The sequence below is a fragment of the Enterococcus durans genome, from assembly GCF_002277935.1.
Classification (GTDB): domain Bacteria; phylum Bacillota; class Bacilli; order Lactobacillales; family Enterococcaceae; genus Enterococcus_B; species Enterococcus_B durans.
In genome coordinates this window covers 2,867,499-2,884,555 of record NZ_CP022930.1, presented here as the reverse complement: position 1 = coordinate 2,884,555, position 17,057 = coordinate 2,867,499, and the positions used below count along the sequence as shown (strand labels likewise).

21 protein-coding genes and 1 tRNA gene are annotated in these 17,057 nt (G+C 37.7%); 16 read left to right on the top strand and 6 right to left on the bottom strand.

The window, feature by feature from the left end; translation table 11 throughout:
- Positions 1–120 precede the first annotated feature (120 nt).
- Genes CJZ72_RS13675 through CJZ72_RS13665 form a run of 3 tightly spaced genes read left to right on the top strand, consistent with a single transcriptional unit; the run spans position 121 to position 1,657 of the window.
- Entirely contained in the window at positions 121–468 is a 348-nt protein-coding gene (locus CJZ72_RS13675) for a carboxymuconolactone decarboxylase family protein (RefSeq protein ID WP_081134954.1), read from the top strand.
- A gap of 4 nt (positions 469–472) precedes the next feature.
- A complete protein-coding gene (locus CJZ72_RS13670) occupies positions 473–883 on the top strand; it encodes a cupin domain-containing protein (RefSeq protein WP_025481317.1) in 411 nt (136 codons plus the stop codon).
- A gap of 24 nt (positions 884–907) precedes the next feature.
- Complete coding sequence (locus CJZ72_RS13665) at positions 908–1,657, top strand: SDR family oxidoreductase (RefSeq protein ID WP_081134956.1); 750 nt, start codon at positions 908–910, stop codon at positions 1,655–1,657.
- 125 nt (positions 1,658–1,782) lie between these two features.
- Here CJZ72_RS13665 and CJZ72_RS13660 read toward each other — a convergent pair whose 3' ends face one another.
- Together CJZ72_RS13660 and CJZ72_RS13655 are read right to left on the bottom strand one after the other, a co-directional pair.
- Complete coding sequence (locus CJZ72_RS13660) at positions 1,783–2,121, bottom strand: hypothetical protein (protein ID WP_081134958.1); 339 nt, start codon at positions 2,119–2,121, stop codon at positions 1,783–1,785.
- On the bottom strand, positions 2,090–3,418 hold the full coding sequence (locus tag CJZ72_RS13655) for a DUF1576 domain-containing protein (protein ID WP_095443965.1): 1,329 nt from the start codon (positions 3,416–3,418) through the stop codon (positions 2,090–2,092). The genes CJZ72_RS13660 and CJZ72_RS13655 overlap by 32 nt, the downstream gene beginning before the upstream one ends.
- Positions 3,419–3,671: 253 nt before the next feature.
- Here CJZ72_RS13655 and CJZ72_RS13650 point away from each other — a divergent pair, with 253 nt between their 5' ends.
- On the top strand, positions 3,672–4,238 hold the full coding sequence (locus CJZ72_RS13650; protein WP_005879467.1) for a TetR/AcrR family transcriptional regulator: 567 nt from the start codon (positions 3,672–3,674) through the stop codon (positions 4,236–4,238).
- Positions 4,239–4,434: 196 nt separating this feature from the next.
- Positions 4,435–4,522, top strand: a tRNA-Ser gene (locus tag CJZ72_RS13645).
- A gap of 51 nt (positions 4,523–4,573) precedes the next feature.
- On the opposite strand, the gene CJZ72_RS13640 is transcribed toward CJZ72_RS13645, so the two are convergent.
- Both CJZ72_RS13640 and CJZ72_RS14570 read right to left on the bottom strand, forming a co-directional pair.
- Positions 4,574–4,798, bottom strand: a complete 225-nt coding sequence (locus CJZ72_RS13640) for a tyrosine-type recombinase/integrase (RefSeq protein WP_227326413.1) — start codon at positions 4,796–4,798, stop codon at positions 4,574–4,576.
- Positions 4,799–5,033: 235 nt separating this feature from the next.
- Positions 5,034–5,204, bottom strand: a complete 171-nt coding sequence (locus CJZ72_RS14570) for a hypothetical protein (RefSeq protein WP_005879469.1) — start codon at positions 5,202–5,204, stop codon at positions 5,034–5,036.
- Positions 5,205–5,753: 549 nt separating this feature from the next.
- On the opposite strand from CJZ72_RS14570, the gene asnB reads away from it, so the two are divergent.
- A complete protein-coding gene (gene asnB / locus CJZ72_RS13635) occupies positions 5,754–7,649 on the top strand; it encodes an asparagine synthase (glutamine-hydrolyzing) (RefSeq protein WP_081134961.1) in 1,896 nt (631 codons plus the stop codon).
- A gap of 287 nt (positions 7,650–7,936) precedes the next feature.
- On the opposite strand, the gene CJZ72_RS13630 is transcribed toward asnB, so the two are convergent.
- Positions 7,937–8,398, bottom strand: coding sequence for a DUF2188 domain-containing protein (locus CJZ72_RS13630; RefSeq protein WP_081134963.1), 462 nt, complete (start codon positions 8,396–8,398; stop codon positions 7,937–7,939).
- A gap of 230 nt (positions 8,399–8,628) precedes the next feature.
- Between CJZ72_RS13630 and rpmG the strand changes: the two genes are divergently transcribed.
- On the top strand, positions 8,629–8,793 hold the full coding sequence (gene rpmG / locus CJZ72_RS13625) for a 50S ribosomal protein L33 (protein ID WP_002320810.1): 165 nt from the start codon (positions 8,629–8,631) through the stop codon (positions 8,791–8,793).
- A gap of 156 nt (positions 8,794–8,949) precedes the next feature.
- Positions 8,950–9,456 (top strand): dihydrofolate reductase, encoded by a 507-nt coding sequence (locus CJZ72_RS13620; protein ID WP_081134965.1) that lies wholly within the window; start codon positions 8,950–8,952, stop codon positions 9,454–9,456.
- Between the two features lie 426 nt (positions 9,457–9,882).
- On the opposite strand, the gene CJZ72_RS13615 is transcribed toward CJZ72_RS13620, so the two are convergent.
- Positions 9,883–10,836, bottom strand: coding sequence for an iron-hydroxamate ABC transporter substrate-binding protein (locus tag CJZ72_RS13615; protein ID WP_081134966.1), 954 nt, complete (start codon positions 10,834–10,836; stop codon positions 9,883–9,885).
- 167 nt (positions 10,837–11,003) lie between these two features.
- Between CJZ72_RS13615 and CJZ72_RS13610 the strand changes: the two genes are divergently transcribed.
- The 8 genes from CJZ72_RS13610 (at position 11,004) to CJZ72_RS13575 (ending at position 17,019) form a co-directional block, all read left to right on the top strand.
- Positions 11,004–11,810 (top strand): ABC transporter ATP-binding protein, encoded by an 807-nt coding sequence (locus CJZ72_RS13610; protein WP_081134968.1) that lies wholly within the window; start codon positions 11,004–11,006, stop codon positions 11,808–11,810.
- The gene (locus CJZ72_RS13605) at positions 11,807–12,796 is read left to right on the top strand and encodes a FecCD family ABC transporter permease (protein WP_081134970.1); all 990 of its coding nucleotides are present in this window, start codon (positions 11,807–11,809) and stop codon (positions 12,794–12,796) included. The genes CJZ72_RS13610 and CJZ72_RS13605 overlap by 4 nt, the downstream gene beginning before the upstream one ends.
- Positions 12,793–13,794, top strand: coding sequence for a FecCD family ABC transporter permease (locus tag CJZ72_RS13600; protein WP_081134971.1), 1,002 nt, complete (start codon positions 12,793–12,795; stop codon positions 13,792–13,794). The genes CJZ72_RS13605 and CJZ72_RS13600 overlap by 4 nt, the downstream gene beginning before the upstream one ends.
- Before the next feature lie 360 nt (positions 13,795–14,154).
- A complete protein-coding gene (locus tag CJZ72_RS13595) occupies positions 14,155–14,700 on the top strand; it encodes a 5-formyltetrahydrofolate cyclo-ligase (RefSeq protein WP_179135153.1) in 546 nt (181 codons plus the stop codon).
- A gap of 12 nt (positions 14,701–14,712) precedes the next feature.
- Positions 14,713–15,411: a rhomboid family intramembrane serine protease gene (locus CJZ72_RS13590; RefSeq protein ID WP_005879488.1), complete on the top strand. Its 699-nt coding sequence runs from the start codon at positions 14,713–14,715 to the stop codon at positions 15,409–15,411.
- A gap of 20 nt (positions 15,412–15,431) precedes the next feature.
- Positions 15,432–15,644 carry a YqgQ family protein gene (locus tag CJZ72_RS13585; protein WP_005879489.1) on the top strand — a complete coding sequence of 71 codons (213 nt, stop codon included), beginning with the start codon at positions 15,432–15,434 and terminating at the stop codon, positions 15,642–15,644.
- Positions 15,644–16,606, top strand: a complete 963-nt coding sequence (locus CJZ72_RS13580; protein ID WP_095443964.1) for an ROK family glucokinase — start codon at positions 15,644–15,646, stop codon at positions 16,604–16,606. Before CJZ72_RS13585 ends, CJZ72_RS13580 begins: the two co-directional genes overlap by 1 nt.
- Before the next feature lie 17 nt (positions 16,607–16,623).
- Positions 16,624–17,019 (top strand): rhodanese-like domain-containing protein, encoded by a 396-nt coding sequence (locus tag CJZ72_RS13575; RefSeq protein WP_005879493.1) that lies wholly within the window; start codon positions 16,624–16,626, stop codon positions 17,017–17,019.
- The last annotated feature ends 38 nt before the right edge of the window (positions 17,020–17,057 follow it).

Below are 17,057 nucleotides of genomic sequence, written 5' to 3'. Positions count from 1 at the left end.
AATAAAACTATGCTTAGTAAGCATATCAAGAGTTTGAGCGAGGTATTAGACGAGAGAATGTTTTGGCGATAGGATGAGAGTGTAAAGAAACGAAATAAAATATAAAAGGGGTAGGTTATAATGGCACAAAAACAAACAGCAGGTCATGATCAATTAGGCGATTTCGCGCCAAAGTTCGCTGAATTGAATGATGACATTTTATTTGGAGAAGTCTGGTCTAGAGAAGAAGAATTAGCCCCTCATCAAAGAAGTTTGATCACTATTTCTGCATTGATTTCAGCGGGGAACTTTGAACAATTACCTGCTCATTTAAGAATAGGTAAACAAAATGGTATTACAAAAGAAGAAATCTCTGAAGTAATCACACACCTTTCATTTTACGTTGGTTGGCCAAAAGCATGGTCAGCATTCAATATAGCAAAAGAAATCTATCCAGTTGATGAAATTCATACCCAGAAAGAAGAGTGAATGTATAATGGCAAAAAATGAAGAAGTAAAGAACGGAATAATCTTCCCCGTGGGAGACAAAAATGAAGCATACGCCGATGTATTTACTGGTCAAAGCTTTTTGAAGATGTTAGTTAATGATCCTGAAGTTTCAGTTGCTGTAGGAAATGTGACCTTTGAACCAGGTTGTCGAAACAACTGGCATGTCCACACAGATGGCTATCAAATTTTGTTAGTGACTGGTGGTGAAGGGTGGTACCAAGAAGAAGGCGAAGCAGCGAGAAAACTACTTCCAGGCGATGTTGTAGTAACTCACAAAGGAATCAAACATTGGCATGGTGCAACGAAAGACAGTTGGTTCGAACATCTTGCCATCACATCAGGAGCATCCAAGTTTATGGAACCTGTGACAGATGAACAATACAATAACTTATGATTTTTATTAAATGGGGGAATATAGATGAATAACATCAAAGACAAAGTTGTGATTATCACTGGAGCGTCCAGCGGTATTGGAGAAGCGACTGCTCGCTTATTGGCGAAGGAAGGCGCAAAATTAGTTTTAGCAGCTAGAAGAGAAGAAAAATTGAAAGCAATCGTTGATGCGATCATATCGGAAGGCGGAGAAGCAATCTACCAAGTAACAGATGTGACGAACTCAAAAGAGAATGAACGTCTAGTTGCACGTGCGAAGGAAGTATATGGAAAAGTCGATGTGATTTTCTTGAATGCAGGGATCATGCCAAGTTCACCACTTTCTGCTTTGAAAGTGGAGGAGTGGAATCAAATGGTAGACATCAACTTAAAAGGTGTGCTTAATGGATTAGCAGCAGTGTTGCCAGAGTTCATAGAGCAAAAATCTGGGCATGTGATCACTACGTCATCAGTTGCCGGTATCAAAGCATATCCTGGCAGTGGGGTCTACGGTGCTACGAAATGGGCTGTCCGCAACCTGATGGAAGTATTAAGAATGGAATCCGCTCAAGAAGGGACAAATATTCGAACAGCAACAATCTACCCAGCCGCAATCAACACAGAATTGTTAGACACGATTACAGATGAATCGGCTGCAAGCGGCATGAACGCACTGTATGAACAACATGGGATCTCACCAGATCGTATAGCAAATGTAGTTGCTTTTGCAATCAATCAACCAAGTGATGTAAATGTCAGTGAATTTACTGTGGGACCGACTACTCAACCTTGGTAAGATTTTTTCAATATATGTTGATAGAAAACCTGAACGACTCAAAGACAGCTAAATCTCGCAAATGACACTCTTGCAAGATTTAGCTGTCTATTTTACGTGTTCTGTTCACCAATTTTTATGAATACTTAAGAAATCTTCCGGAAAATCTTGATATTTATGATTGGTTGATCGTACATGATTTCGACATCATCGATCAAGCTTCCCAACAAATGATAGTCTTCACGGTCGTGAGAAGTACTGCCTAACAATTCTTGATAGTAGATATCCATGCTTGGGTCCCGAGGAGTGTCTAAAAGCTTTGCCAGCTCGGATAGATCATTTGGCTGTTCAGCAATTTTTCCCTGTATTTCAACAAAAAGCCCTTCTTCGGTGTAGTCAAGTCCAATGCGTATTTCTGTTATATCATGTGAGTACAGATACGTAAGAAACTCATCAATGATCCTTTTTGATAATTCTTTTTCCAAATAAATTCTTTTCCTTTCTAACGACAGTAAAGCTGTCTAAAATAGGTACAAGAATACCTGCCACGAATCCCGTTGAGAATCCGCTATTATATAAACTTAATCCCCCATGCAAAGTGTTGACATTGTGGACTAAAGCAATATGTAAAAATCCAGCGAGTACACCGTAAATACTGCCGTAAAATCCACTGATAGGTGCAAGTCCGGTACCAAAAATTGCCGCTACGATCATCGTTGTTTGATTCACTTTGTATACTGTACCAAATAAAGAGGCCAAATAGATACCAACTAAAATAGGAAAACAGTTTTTTAAATGACTACCGAAAGCACTGAAACCAGCGACGGACAAGATTGCTCCAACGATCGGACCATTTACTTTGCCGCCAATCAGTAAAACATACACGCAAAGCATCGCACCTACAAGCCCCATGTTGATCAACGTTGCACCAATTCCAGAGATTGAAATGAAATCAGTTGTTACTTTTCCCGAGGTTTGGAAAATTGCCCGCATGCCTGTCAGTTTAAATGAATTGAAGAAAAAACCACAGATTGCAGTCAAAGAAAAGAAAATAAGCATGATCATGGTCAAGCTACGATGATAGTCTGTAGAAAGGACTGAGTGTGATTCAATTGAAAAATTAAATAATCGTAGAATATTGGTAATAGTCATTGCAATCAATCCCGAAGTAAACCCAATATTGTAGAGAGTAAAACCTCTGTGGAAAATCAAGGTTTGTGCTGCTAATGGTGGTAGTACAAAACCAATGGCGATCCCTACAAGGTTGCCTAACAACATTCCTGTCAATAACGGTAAAGACATGCCAAATGTAATGTAACTAACAACAGGCGATAGTGCACTAGCAAATAGACCTACCATGATATATTGTGAGAAAGGCTTGTGGACAAAGCGAGCATAGAGATAGACACCTAAAATAATCGAAATTGAATTATAGAGATTTTTTCCAAAAAAGGAAAAACCTGTAACGGTCAAAATCGAAGCAAACATTGGACCATTCAAATTGACATTATGCCGATACGCTAATAGAATTGAAAGCAAAGTTAACGTACCAACATTTATAAATGCGCTTCCAAAACCACCTAAAGCTAAATAATCGGTCAGAAGATTACTCGGAGAAGTGATGATCGTATATAAACCCTTGATATTTTTGATAGGATCAGCAGAAATCAAACCGATACTCAGGAAAAAAAGTCCGGTAAACGTTAAATAAAAATACTTCTTCTTTTGTGAAATGATTCTTTTCTGAGGATGAATATAAATAACGTTAGTTTCGTTGTCCATTACACACCTTCTTTTTCTTTTTCTTTAACTATAACGTGAAATAAAAGTTTTGGTCAACTCTGATTTACATTTATATCAAATTTTGTAAGGGTAACCAGTAATTTTGCCAATTTTTAAATAATTATGTGTAATTGTTAAAAAAAATAAGAAAAAAATTTAAAATATAACGTTTTGAGTAAAATGTTTGCAAAAAACATCCAAAATCGGTTACAATAAAACAACATATATTGCAGTAAGAAGTGGGGGAGTTTTAATGAGAAGAAAAGTCTATACAAAAGATCAAATTCTGAAAGCTGCTTATGATGTCGTTGCAAAGGAAGGTTTCAAAGGCTTTACTGCTAGAAACATTGCGAAAAAAATGGGTATCTCTACTCAGCCGATCTATCTGGAGTTCAAAAACATGGAGGATCTCAAGAATACTTTGTTAGACTCTATTTTTGAACATCTTAAAGAAACGGTTTTCCCAGTAGAGCGAACAGGGGACAAAATCATTGACCTTGGTTTGAATTACATTTACTTCGCAAAGAAGCAACATAGTCTTTACATGGCTTTGTACATCGATGAGCATGGGGATGGTCAAAAAATGCATGATTTCTCTTATAATTATTTCCGAGAAATTGTGAAAGAAGACAAACGATACAATCAATTATCTGATGAATATATTGATGCACTCCATACAGGAACATGGATTGCCGTAACTGGTATCGCATCATTGATGTCTTCAAATATCATGCACCCAACAGAAGAGCAAATCATCTCATTCATCAAACGAACAATCGATTCAATTTTAGCTTTAGAAGATCCTGAACAAATCAGATAAAACGAGTAACTACTTTACGTTATCTTACACAAGACTCATTCAAACATTCTTTTGTCAGTTGTTTGACCGAAAATGGTCTTCATTGGGAGTGGGAAAAATGATTCTTGTGTTTTTGTCTATACCTACATGAAAAAATTCATAGAAATAAAAAAACGGACTTGACATTTGTTCCGAAAAGTTTAAAAATAATACGTACGGAAGGTTGGCAGAGTGGTAATGCACCGGACTCGAAATCCGGCGAACCGGCTAATACCGGCGCGCAGGTTCAAATCCTGTACCTTCCTTATATATCAACGATTAGACACGATTTATATCGTGTCTTTTTTGTTGTATTTTTAGCCCGAAATATTTTTTGACTCCCCTTTCGACTCCCTCTGAGGACTATTCTTCATAAATGCTACAAAATTATTGATGACTTTTTTGTTTTGAGTTTCAGTTACATGAGTGTAAATATTTGAAGTAGTTTGAATATCTGCATGCCCTAAACGTTCCTGAACATCTTTTAAAGAAGCACCAGATTCAAAGAGGCGAGAGGTATGTGTACGTCTAAGACCATGAATAGTAATTCGTTTAAGATTATTTTACATGATGAGTACGGATTCTACTAATCGCTCCTGTAAAGTAAGAATTAAAAAGAGGTTGGGACAGAAGTGTTTAACTCCGAGAAATAAGCCGAAGGAGTTGCTTCTGCTCCCACCGTTTATTCGTTTTTAAAGAATAAGACAAAAGTGTTTCTTACTTTTATCCCACTCTCTTTCTAGTAGATTTGTGCATCTCATGTTCACGAAGAGCTGTTTAGTTTCCATTGTAAGTTCCATCTTTGCTGAACAAATAATAGATCAACATTCCCAAACCGATGAGGGCAATGATACTTCCTGCAATCGGGACCCAGTTGGCATATTCTTCTGCTAACATAAGTATCGCACCACCAACAAACATGAAGCCAGCTGCTAATAAATTTTTCATTTTGGTTAACCTCCATTCTTGTTGTTTATCTATAGAGTAATAAATAATCTTCATTTGATCTATCCCTGAACGGCTTAATGAGAGCGCTTTATTATATTGTACATTGGCCAGCTACTCATAGCAAAAATTTTGTACCAGATTGTCAGGATTCGAACCAACGAGCTATTGAGTAAAAGTTCGTCTAACTCAGCTAATAGAGGAGGTGCGAAAAATTACTTTTTCAGTGTCCAAGATCGGAGTAGATCAATTTGAAAGCTGATACATAAATCAGACGAGATATTGAATTGTCATAGATGTAAATTGTATTCATGATTAAGTAACAAGGATTATTTTTAAAACCTGGAATAAAAGATAGCGCCGTAGCAAAAAAAGTGGTAAATTAGTTGACGAGCCTTCTTTTTTTTATAAGATAAATGTAAGGTTTCAATTTATTTTCATGTGACGAAAGTGTAAGGGTGTAATTACTCGTTCTATGCGTGTTTACTATGATAAGATGCACATGAACGGATATTAATGAGTGTAACTATTTATTTAGGATGTGAAAAATAGATGTGCGGAATTGTAGGATTTGTTAATAACAAAGATAATAAAAAAGCAATAGTGAATGCAATGATGGATCGAATCGTTCATCGAGGACCAAATAGTGCTGGAGAATATATTGATCAATCTGTTGCTTTAGGGTTTAGACGTTTAAGTATCATTGATTTGGAAGGCGGTTCACAGCCTATTTATAATGAAGATCGTACGAAAATCATTATTTTCAATGGTGAAATTTACAATTACCAACCTTTGAGAGAAGAATTGATCAAGGCAGGTCATATTTTCCAAACCCACGCAGATACAGAAGTATTGTTGCATGGATATGAAGAATGGGGTACTGATCTTTTACAAAAAGTACGTGGGATGTTCGCATTTGCTATTTGGGATAATGAAAAAAATGAATTATTTGGGGCACGTGACCATTTTGGTATCAAACCTTATTATTATGCTGAAATGAATGGAACATTCATGTTTGGATCAGAAATAAAGAGTTTTTTACCACATCCAGATTTCAAAAAAGAATTAAATAAATCAGCGTTGAAACCATATATGACTTTCCAATACTCACCATTGAATGGCGAAACATTTTTCAAGGGTGTCCACCGCTTACCAGAAGGCCATTATTTTACGTATAAAGATGGACAACTGGATATCCAACAATATTGGGATGCCGACTTTGAAACAAAAGGAGAACACTCAAGACAAGAATGGATCGACAAGATTGATGAAACAGTGCAGTCTTCTATTGCAGCACATAAAATAAGCGATGTAGAAGTCGGTTCATTCTTATCTAGTGGTGTTGATTCTAGTTATGTGACTTCAGTGCTTAAACCAGATCATTCGTTTTCTATTGGATTTGATGACAAGACGTATAACGAAGCAATCGAAGCGAGAAAATTGACTGAGCGTTTGGATCTAGACAATACCGCGGCTGTGATCGATGGCGATATGTCCTTCAAGGCTTTTCCTTTGATCCAGTATCATTTAGATGAACCTGATTCAAATCCCTCATGTGTGCCGCTCTATTTTTTAGCAAATCTAGCATCGCAAAGTGTGAGAGTTGTCCAATCTGGTGAAGGCGCAGATGAACTATTTGCTGGTTACCAAACGTATGGATTCCATACTAATTCAAAATTTATTCGTGTAATTGCGCAAGGATTGAAAAAATTGCCTAAAGGGACAAGATATAATCTTGGCCGTAAAATTGGGAAAATGAAAAATTTCCATGGGAGAATCCATTTATACGAATCTCTAGCACCTGCTAAAGAATATTTTATCGGGCATGCACGGGTATTTGAAGAAGCGGAAGCTGCAGATATTTTAACTGATGATTTCCAACAAGCGCCAACAGTCAAGGATATTATGGCTGCTCATTATGCGAACACAGATAAAATTGCTGATGAGGTCAATAAAATGCAGTATGTCGATCTTCATCAATGGATGCCGAAGGATATTTTGCTGAAAGCTGATAAACTTTCAATGGCAAGTTCTCTGGAAGTCCGAGTGCCTTTATTGGATATCGAAGTCATGAAACTGGCACAACAGATTCCAAGTAAATATCTGTTGAATCAAAACAACACGAAAGATGTTTTCCGTCAAGCAGCGAATAAACATCTACCAGAAGAATGGTCGAACCGAGTGAAATTAGGCTTCCCTGTACCAATCAAAGCTTGGTTAAAAGAAGACCATGGCTATCGACAAGTAAAAGAATTATTTGAAGCAGATTTTGCGAAAGAATTCTTTGATCAAGAAAAAATCATGAAGTTATTGAATGATCATTATGAAGGCCGTAAAGAAGAACAACGGAAAATTTGGACGATTTTCAGCTTTTTGACTTGGTACAACGTGTTCTTTGTTGAAGAAACAGTTCCTCAAGCAGAAGCAATTGATTATGTAACTGTCTGAAGCTAAGTTTTTTTCTGACAATTATTCAAAGTGAAAGAGGCTGGGACAGAAGTGTTTAACTCCGAGAAATAAGAAGAAATTAATGAAAATTGCTTTTCAAATTTTTGTGAATTTCGGCTTATTTAAGAAGGAGTTGCTTCTGCTCCCACCGTTTATTTGTTTTTAAAGCATGAGACAAAAGTGTTTCTTACTTTTGTCTCATGCTCTTTTTGCTCAATGATATCCAACTGATGGGGTTGAATTCTCCCCATCCACGATAGTAAAAAATCAAGGTGTGTTGGTTGGTGTTAATTCTTTTCAGCAGAATAGCTGATTTCTTTTTCTTTGCTGTCATCTTTTTTGTAGATAGTCAAAGTTGTTTCTTTATTTTGAGCGATCTCTTTGCCTTTTTCAATGGCTTCTTTTTTTGTTGCAAAGCGTTGACTTGCTTTTTTTGCGCCATCTGATATGACGATCCATTGATCCTCTTCAAATCTGACGTTCACATTGGCATTGATCAACTCTGATGCTCGTGGATTTTTTTCGTGTTTGTCTGTTTTAGAGGGATTTTTTTCTTCTGAAAATTCTTTTTTCTCTGATTTGTCAGCATTTTCATACCATTCCTTTGCCTGCTTGATCGCAATAGGGATCGCTCGGTCATCTGGATATCCATCAGATAATAACGCATTGCCGATAGCAATGGCTTTTTTTCGAACAAGTTCTTCTAGGTTTTTCATTGAAGGTGGGTAGTCTGTCATATTCCATGGCATGAATGTTTCCTCCTTTAAATGATTGTATTATTCTTCTTGCATTTCCTTCTATAATCCATAGTGTAAACGTAAGCTATAAAAAAGAAAAAGAATTTGTTTACAGCATCATGATTTATTCTTTCTTCGTCAAGTAAATCTACTTAACAAATTTCAGGAAAAGGCTAGTAATCTGGTGGAAATCATGGTAAGATAGTCAAGTCTGAGAGTCATCTTAGAGGATTCTAGTAAAAATGGGAGGGAAAAACATGCGCGTAAACATTACTTTAGAATGTACTTCTTGTAAAGAACGTAACTATTTGACAAGCAAAAACAAACGTAACAACCCTGATCGTTTGGAAAAACAAAAATATTGCCCACGCGAACGTAAAGTTACTTTACACCGTGAAACTAAATAAGCATAAATAAAGTTCTTGTTCATTTGTATATGATGGATAAGACTTAGCAAAAAGGACTGGACATCTGAGGATGGTTCAGTCTTTTTTGCTTAATAACTGGTTATTTTTTCGATAAATGTGTATGCTTTTTATAGCATACCAGAGAGGATGAGACAGATGTTTATTTCAATGTGGGCACAAGATAGAAATGGGTTGATTGGCAAAGATGGGTTACTTCCATGGAAATTGCCTAATGATATGCGTTTTTTTAGAGAACATACAATGAATAGAATATTGGTGATGGGGAGAAAAACCTATGAAGGCATGGGAAAATTGTCCTTACCCTACCGAAAGATTATCGTCTTAACAAGCCAAACTGATTTTAAAGTAGAAGAGAACGCAGAAGTGATGCATTCAATTGAAGAACTACTTGCGTATGCGAAGAATTGTTCAGAGGATATTTATGTATCAGGTGGCAGTCGGATTTTTCAGGAATTATTACCAGAAACTGGGATTATTTGGCGTACATTGATTGATGCTACCTTTGAAGGAGATACATTTATCGGTGAGATCGATTTTTCTGATTTTGACCTCGTGGAAGAACATGTGGGCATAGTTGATGAAGAAAATCAGTATCCTCATCGTTTTCAGAAATGGCAAAGACGAGTGGCGAAGGCTGAATGAGGTGGGGACAGAATTGTTTAACTCCGAGAAATAAGAAGAAATTAACGAAAATTGCTTTTCAAATTTTTGTGAATTTCGGTTTAATTTCGAAGGAGTTGCTTCTGCTCCCACGCTCATCATGTTTAAAATGCCTAATAGAACATATGCAGTATTGAAGTATTTTTATCAAAATGCAAAAATTGATTTTGATGCGTAACAGAGAAACCAAATTTTGTATCTTTCTTTGAGCAATCATCTGAAATTGCTTGATTTTGATCCTATAAACGAACGATCATTTGAGAAAAAGCAAATAGGCTAATTGATTTTGAAAAAAATAGAAAAAGAGCCTTGGACCAATGGGATTTTTCCTTAAAAGTTCGATTGGATCATCGATTGATACGGAGAAATATTTCATTGGAGACAAGGCTTTTTTCATGATAGTGATTCTTAGTTTAATCGCTCTTTGATATCGTCGACCATTTGTTCACTCGCAATAGGACCATTGTATAGCCAACTTGATTCAGGGCCAAACTCTAATACATTGTTTGCTTTGACTGCTTTAAGATTTTTCCAAGTGGCTTCGTTGAACATGGCTGCTTTTTTATCACTGTTGACTAAAATAATATAGTCTGCATCTAATTCTGCTAGTTTTTCAGAAGAAACAGCAGACCAATCAGAAGTGGCTTCTTTAGAAACTTCTGCAACTAGAGGAGGGACTCCAAACTGTAGATCACCGTAGACGATTCGTCCGCTTGAACGATTTTCGCTTACCATGAAAGCAGAATTGTTGGTTACCCATAAGACTGCGGCTGTTTTGCCATTGATCTTATCTGCTAATTCGGTGCGTGTCTCTGTGACTTTTTTCTGATAATCAGAGATGATCTTATCTGCTTGTTCCTTTTTATCAAGGACTTTTCCGATATCTTTCAGTTGTGTTTCCCAAGTGACCTCTGTGCCATTTTCTACGACGTAGGTTGGAGCAATCTTACTATATTGATCGTATTTGCCACCTTCAACTGTAGCAGAAGAGGAGATCAGTAATAGATCAGGTTCAAAACTCAAAACTTTCTCGTAAGGGAGGTCATAGGAAATTGTAGGAACACCTTTAAGCTCGCTTTGCAGATAATCTTGGATTGAGCCACTGCCAACTGTCCACTGTGCTACTGGTTTTTCTCCTAATGCAATCAGATAGTCTTCCAGATAACTACCGATGATTCGTTTCGGTTGATTGGGTATTGCGACTTTATGACCTAAAGTATCTGTTACAGTATGCGTTGCGTTAGTAGTTTCTGTTGTAGAAGTCTCGGCTGTTTTTGTTTTGTCTGTTGACGAACAGGCTCCTAAAAGACCAATCAGCAATAAAGTACTAGTGATTGTACATAATTTAGTTTTTAGATTCATTTTTTTCCTCCGTCTTTAATTGAGAATCTTTCTCATTTGCTATTATTCATGATAATAGAAGTGGTGTCAACCGTTTTTAGAGAAGTTCTAAGGGGCAAAGTAATGCTTGACGAATTTGTGAAGTGCCTTCATAATTGAGAATGATTTTCAATGGAAGGGTGAAAAAAATGACAATATTGGAAGCCGTTGAGATTTCGACAGGTTACCTGAATAAGCAGATCAGTGAAAAATTATCTGTTAAGATCCCTGAAGGAAAAATTACCAGTCTAATTGGACCAAATGGTAGTGGTAAATCCACTTTATTAAAAAGTTTTACACGAATTCTTCCCGTTCAAAAAGGAAAGATCATGGTAGCGGGTTCTGATATTGCGACATATGCACCAAAAGAATTAGCGCGAAAGATTTCATTGCTGGCGCAAAGTAGTGAGCATCCTTTAGGCATGTCGGTAGAAGAAGTTGTTTCATATGGACGTTATCCTTATCAAAAACTTTTTAGCGGAATGAATGAAAAGGATCTCTCTGCGATCGATTGGGCATTAGAGGTCACTCATTTGTTGGAGTTTCGTGAAAGAGATTTAGCTAGTTTATCTGGTGGACAAGCGCAAAGAGTTTGGATTGCCATGGCGTTGGCGCAAGAGACGGATATTTTGATCTTGGATGAACCAACCACGTATTTAGATCCAGCCCATCAATTAGAAATCTTAGAATTGTTAGTAGAAATCAATCGTGCAAAGCATACGACCATTTTGATGTCCATCCATGACATCAATCATGCTTCACGTTTTTCAGACTGTTTGATTGGGATGAAGGATGGGAAATTGGTAGTTCAAGGAACACCAGCAGAAGTAGTCACAAAAGAATGGATGCGTGAAATCTTTGAAATTGATGCACAGATCGTCCTACTTCCAGAGACGAATAAACCTGTCTTTCTATCTTACGATTTGATGACTAATCGTAAGGAGGGAGAAAAGTGAAACAGAAAAGAAAATTTTTTACGCTTGTATTGTTTATAGTAGCCATCTTCATTATTTTTGTGATTTCTTTATCAAATGGGGCAGTGTCTATCGGCTTCTCCAATCTGTGGCGGGCAATTTTTCAGTTTGATGCTAGTGTTCAAACACAACAGATCATACGAACGATTCGGCTCCCTAGAGTCTTAGGTTCTTTTTTGGTGGGAAGCTGCTTTGCACTTAGTGGTGCGTTGATGCAAGGGGTGACTAGGAATAATTTAGCGGACTCTGGATTACTTGGTATCAATTCTGGGGCATCGCTAGCAATGGCAGTCAGTTTTATTTTTTTGCCAAAAACATCAGCATTTGGTGTGTTCTTGATTTCATTATTAGGGTCGTTCCTAGTTACGTTACTTGTATTTTTTTGTTTGAGTCTTTCTAGGGTGGGGATGAATCCCATTCAGCTTATTTTAATTGGTGTGGCAATTAGTTCCTTTTTTACTGCTATTAGTCAAGCATTGACCCAATTGTTTGATCTTCAACAAGATTTGGCTTTTTGGTTTGTCGGAGGAGCTGCAAACATAACTTGGCAGCAACTAAAAGTGATTGCGCCTGTTTATATAGTGGCAGTTGGTTGTTCGTTTGTACTAGGTAAATCTGTTTCTTTAGTAAATCTAAGCGAGGCACACGCTTTGGCTCTTGGAGGACATCCTAAGCGGACTAGGATCGTCGTATTTTTATTAGTAGCTGTTTTAGCAGCAATTGCAGTTTCACTGGTAGGTCCAGTATCATTTATCGGCTTGATGGTGCCTCCGGTGGTTCGAGGCTTAGTTGGTTCGGATTATCGGTATGTCTTACCTGCATCATTCTTATTAGGTGGGGGATTCGTGATGTTTGCGGATTATGTGGCGCGAATGATCAATCCACCCTTTGAAACTCCTTTTGGTCTAGTGGTTGCATTGATTGGTGTTCCGTTCTTATTGTTTCAAGTTAGGAGGGAACATGCATGAAAAAGATCCAATATGCTATCTTTTTATTGTTTTTTTTACTTGTCATTACTTCACTAGCTAGTCTGATGATCGGCACTCCATTTATTTCTCTAGATCAGATCTTCGACTTGATGGTAGGAAAAGGGCAAGCTCTCCATTCTTTGGTGGTGTCTGAATTTCGGCTGCCTCGCTTATTGATTAGTCTTGTTGCGGGTTTGAGCCTTGGGGTGTCCGGTTACTTACTACAAGGAGTGACTAGAAATGAGTTAGCGGACTCTAGTTTATTAGGAATAAACGCGGGTGCGGGATTTTTTGTGATGCTGTATCTAGGATTCTATGCAAATGACTCTTCCCCGTTTTTATTGTTATTGGTAGCTTTTTTAGGAGGCGCTTTTGCGGCGTTCTTAGTATATGCCGTTGCCCATAAGCGGAATGGACTGCTTGGCATGAACCGCATTTTACTGGCAGGTATCGCTGTGAATGCAGGGTTATCTGCTTTGATGTTATTGTGTACGATCAAGTTGTCAAAAGAAAGCTATGGATTTGTTAATTCTTGGCTAGCAGGTTCGATTTGGGGAGCAAGTTGGCCATATGTATGGGTATTGATCCCTTGGACAGCTGTTATACTCATTCTTACGGTATTTTTCAGTGGCCGGATCGGACTATTATCCTTAGGGCAAGAAAGAGCACGTAGCTTGGGCTTGAATGTAACAAGAAGTCAGCAGATCCTTTTATTACTTGCTGTCGCTTTAGCTTGTGGAAGTGTTGCTGTCGCTGGTAGTCTTTCTTTTGTCGGTTTACTTGCACCCCATGCAGCAAAACTAATCGTGCGACGAGAAAATCAATGGTCATTTCTTTTAAGTGGATTATTTGGCGCACTTTTTGTCAATAGTGCTGATAGTATTGCTCGAATCATTCTACCAAGCGGAGAAATCCCTACTGGAATCTTGATTGCCATCATTGGCGCACCTTATTTCTTGTATTTACTCTTTTCCAAACAAAAACAGATTCTAAGTTGACCTAGCTTTAAGAAGAGTCTAGTACAAAAATGTTTGTTTCCGAGGACTAAGAAAAGATTTGTGAAATTACTTTTCAAATTTTATGGATTTTGGCTTATTTAAGAAGGAGCTGTTCCTGTTTTTGCTGTTTATCTGTATTTGAAGAGGTCGAGATAAAAGTCGTTTCGATTTGAGAGATTGGAGAGAAAAACGGACAATACGTTTTTTGTATTGCTCGTTTTTTTTTAATTTCCGAAAAAACTGATTTTTAGATTTGTCCCACATGCTCTTCTTTTTAAAGAAACTGCATTTATTTGAAAAGTTAAATTGCTATTTTGAGCATTTTCCGCTACCATTTTAACAAGAGGAAGGGTGACTTTTTTGGAACGTACAAAAGAAGACCTGCGGAAATTTGGTATACAACAACTGCAAAGGATAGCCGAGAGTGGCGAGAAAGAAGCAAAAGAACGAAAGCTCTATCAAAAATTGTATGAAAGCAGCAAGTGGCAAAGGGCAAGAACTATTGGGCTAACAATAGCGAATGGCTTTGAAATTTCGACCCAACCGCTTATTGAATCAGCTCAAAGTGCAGGGAAAAGCATCGCTGTTCCGAAAACACTACCTAAACGTCAAATGGCCTTTTATCAGGTTGATCAAGAGACAACATTTGAAAAATCAAGTTTTGGTGTGTTTGAACCAATTTCTGATCGGTATTATTCGCCTGATGAAATTGACTTGCTGATTGTCCCGGGGATCATTTTTCATGAATGTGGGTATCGCATCGGTTTTGGCGGAGGATATTATGATCGATATTTGCAAAATTACCCCAATGCTACGTGCAGCCTTGTTTTCCATGAGCTTATCAATAACGAATGGCTCCCTGAAAGTTTTGACAAAAAAATCCAACAACTATTTACGGATGTTTAAAAGGAGGATTTCATGAATTATCAACAACAGATAAAATTAAAGGCTTGGTTAAGAAGGCCGATCATCACTTACTTTTTCTTGGCAATCCAGACAATCGTATTCTTAGCGATGGAATTCATCCCATCAAATAATATTGCTGCATCTATGGGAATGTATGGACCATTCGTCGTTTATATGAATGAATGGTGGCGATTCATCACACCTATCTTTATCCATTTTGGTCTGATGCATTTTGCCATGAATTCATTGATTCTCTATTTTATGGGTGAACAAATTGAAACGCTCTATGGGCATTGGCGCTTTTTTATAATCTACCTATTCAGCGGAATCATGGGGAATGCAGCTAGCTTTGCGTTCAATCAAGCCGGCGTCCTTTCTGGTGGGGCAAGTACCTCATTATTTGGATTGTTTGGCGCATTATTCATATTAGGTTTTCATTTCAAAAATGATTATCAGGTAAGACAAATGATTCGTCATTATATGCTGTTTATTGCGATGAGCTTTGTTTTTGGTCTCATGGATACATCGGTGGATATCTGGGGACATGTGGGAGGAATCATTGGTGGTTTGCTTTTAGGGAATTGTTTAGGTTTACCCAAAAAAATGACCGATTATTCGATCCATCAGCGAATACTTTCACTTCTCGTTTTTGGATTTCTTTTAATAATATGTGTTTTATTGGGTTTAAAAAAATATGGATTACTTGTATAATATGAAGGAAGTGCTTAGAGATGGAGAGCTTGTATGATGTGCAACAACTATTCAAAAGGTTTGGCATCTTTGTCTATGTGGGGTCACGTATCTATGATATTGAGTTGATGACGATCGAATTGAGGAATCTTTATGATAATCGGTTGATCGATCATGATACATACATGACAGCGTGGCATATACTGAAAAGAGAGCACCGAGTAGAAGAAAGCCGAAAGAAAGGAAACTTGTAATGGACAAAAAAATTATTGGGATTGATTTAGGTGGTACAACAGCAAAATTTGCAATTTTAACACCGGAAGGAGAAATTCAACAAAAGTGGAGTATCGATACCAATATTTTGGATGATGGCACGCGCATCATTCCTGAGATTGTTGAATCAATCAATCATCGTTTGAATTTATACAACATGAAAGCTGAAAATTTTATTGGGATCGGTATGGGGACACCTGGTAGTGTCGACAGCGATGCTGGGACAGTCATTGGTGCCTACAATTTAAACTGGACTGAACTTCAATACGTAAGAAAGCAAATTGAAGAAGGTACAGGAATCAAATTTGCAATCGACAATGATGCCAATGTGGCAGCTTTAGGCGAACGATGGAAAGGCGCTGGGGAAAATGACCCAGACGTTATCTTCGTTACGCTAGGAACCGGTGTGGGCGGTGGTATCATAGCTTCTGGCAACTTGATCCATGGCGTTGCTGGTGCTGGGGGCGAAATTGGCCATATCACAGTTGATCCAGAAGGTTTTGAGTGTACTTGCGGTAAACGTGGCTGTCTTGAAACGGTCTCAAGCGCAACTGGTGTGGTTCGTTTAGCACGCTTCTTAGCCGAAGAATACGCTGGTGACTCAACACTTAAAAAGATGCTTGATGATGGTGAAGAAGTGACAAGTAAAGACATCTTTGAATTGGCAGAGGGCAATGATCCTTTTGGTTTGATGGTTGTAGACCGCGTATGCTTCTACTTAGGTTTGGCTTGCGGCAATCTAGGGAATACAATGAACCCTTCAAGCATCGTTCTAGGTGGGGGCGTTTCAGCTGCAGGTGAATTTTTACGCAGCCGTGTCGAAAAATATTTCAATCAATTCACATTCCCACAAGTAAGAGAATCAACAAAAATCAAATTAGCGGAATTAGGAAATGAAGCCGGTGTGATCGGTGCTGCTTCATTAGCCTTGAAGTTTGCTTAACAAAGTGGAGGAATTACATGGTTTTATGGGTTATTAACATCGTATTGCTACTAATTATTCTTGCAATCGTATTTTGGGAAGTCTATTTGCGAGTAATGGCAAAACGTTCTGCGAAAACGCTGGAAGAAGAAGAATTCCGAGAAAACATGCGAAAAGCACAAGTCATTGATGTTCGTGAAAAAGATGTTTTTGATGCAGGACACATCCTAGGCGCAAGAAACATTCCTTATACAGTTTTGAAAGATTCACTAGGATCGATTCGTAAAGACCAACCAGTGTACATTTATGATCAAAAGAAAAGTTTAAGCATACGTACAGCAAATAAACTAAGAAAAGCTGGCTACAAAGATATCTATATCTTAAAAGGTGGATATGATGGTTGGTCAGGTAAAGTAAAAAGTAAAAGAGTGTAACATTTCTTCAATACTTGAAGGAATCAGTAAAGATCCTT

Excerpts from the sequence above, each read along its gene's own strand:
- CJZ72_RS13675 (WP_081134954.1), top strand. The coding sequence starts at position 121 with ATGGCACAAAAACAAACAGCAGGTCATGATCAATTAGGCGATTTCGCG.
- CJZ72_RS13665 (WP_081134956.1), top strand. The coding sequence starts at position 908 with ATGAATAACATCAAAGACAAAGTTGTGATTATCACTGGAGCGTCCAGC.
- CJZ72_RS13655 (WP_095443965.1), bottom strand. The coding sequence starts at position 3,418 with ATGGACAACGAAACTAACGTTATTTATATTCATCCTCAGAAAAGAATC.
- CJZ72_RS13650 (WP_005879467.1), top strand. The coding sequence starts at position 3,672 with ATGAGAAGAAAAGTCTATACAAAAGATCAAATTCTGAAAGCTGCTTAT.
- CJZ72_RS14570 (WP_005879469.1), bottom strand. The coding sequence starts at position 5,204 with ATGAAAAATTTATTAGCAGCTGGCTTCATGTTTGTTGGTGGTGCGATA.
- asnB (WP_081134961.1), top strand. The coding sequence starts at position 5,754 with ATGTGCGGAATTGTAGGATTTGTTAATAACAAAGATAATAAAAAAGCA.
- CJZ72_RS13630 (WP_081134963.1), bottom strand. The coding sequence starts at position 8,398 with ATGCCATGGAATATGACAGACTACCCACCTTCAATGAAAAACCTAGAA.
- rpmG (WP_002320810.1), top strand. The coding sequence starts at position 8,629 with ATGGGAGGGAAAAACATGCGCGTAAACATTACTTTAGAATGTACTTCT.
- CJZ72_RS13620 (WP_081134965.1), top strand. The coding sequence starts at position 8,950 with ATGTTTATTTCAATGTGGGCACAAGATAGAAATGGGTTGATTGGCAAA.
- CJZ72_RS13615 (WP_081134966.1), bottom strand. The coding sequence starts at position 10,836 with ATGAATCTAAAAACTAAATTATGTACAATCACTAGTACTTTATTGCTG.
- CJZ72_RS13610 (WP_081134968.1), top strand. The coding sequence starts at position 11,004 with ATGACAATATTGGAAGCCGTTGAGATTTCGACAGGTTACCTGAATAAG.
- CJZ72_RS13600 (WP_081134971.1), top strand. The coding sequence starts at position 12,793 with ATGAAAAAGATCCAATATGCTATCTTTTTATTGTTTTTTTTACTTGTC.
- CJZ72_RS13590 (WP_005879488.1), top strand. The coding sequence starts at position 14,713 with ATGAATTATCAACAACAGATAAAATTAAAGGCTTGGTTAAGAAGGCCG.
- CJZ72_RS13585 (WP_005879489.1), top strand. The coding sequence starts at position 15,432 with ATGGAGAGCTTGTATGATGTGCAACAACTATTCAAAAGGTTTGGCATC.
- CJZ72_RS13580 (WP_095443964.1), top strand. The coding sequence starts at position 15,644 with ATGGACAAAAAAATTATTGGGATTGATTTAGGTGGTACAACAGCAAAA.
- CJZ72_RS13575 (WP_005879493.1), top strand. The coding sequence starts at position 16,624 with ATGGTTTTATGGGTTATTAACATCGTATTGCTACTAATTATTCTTGCA.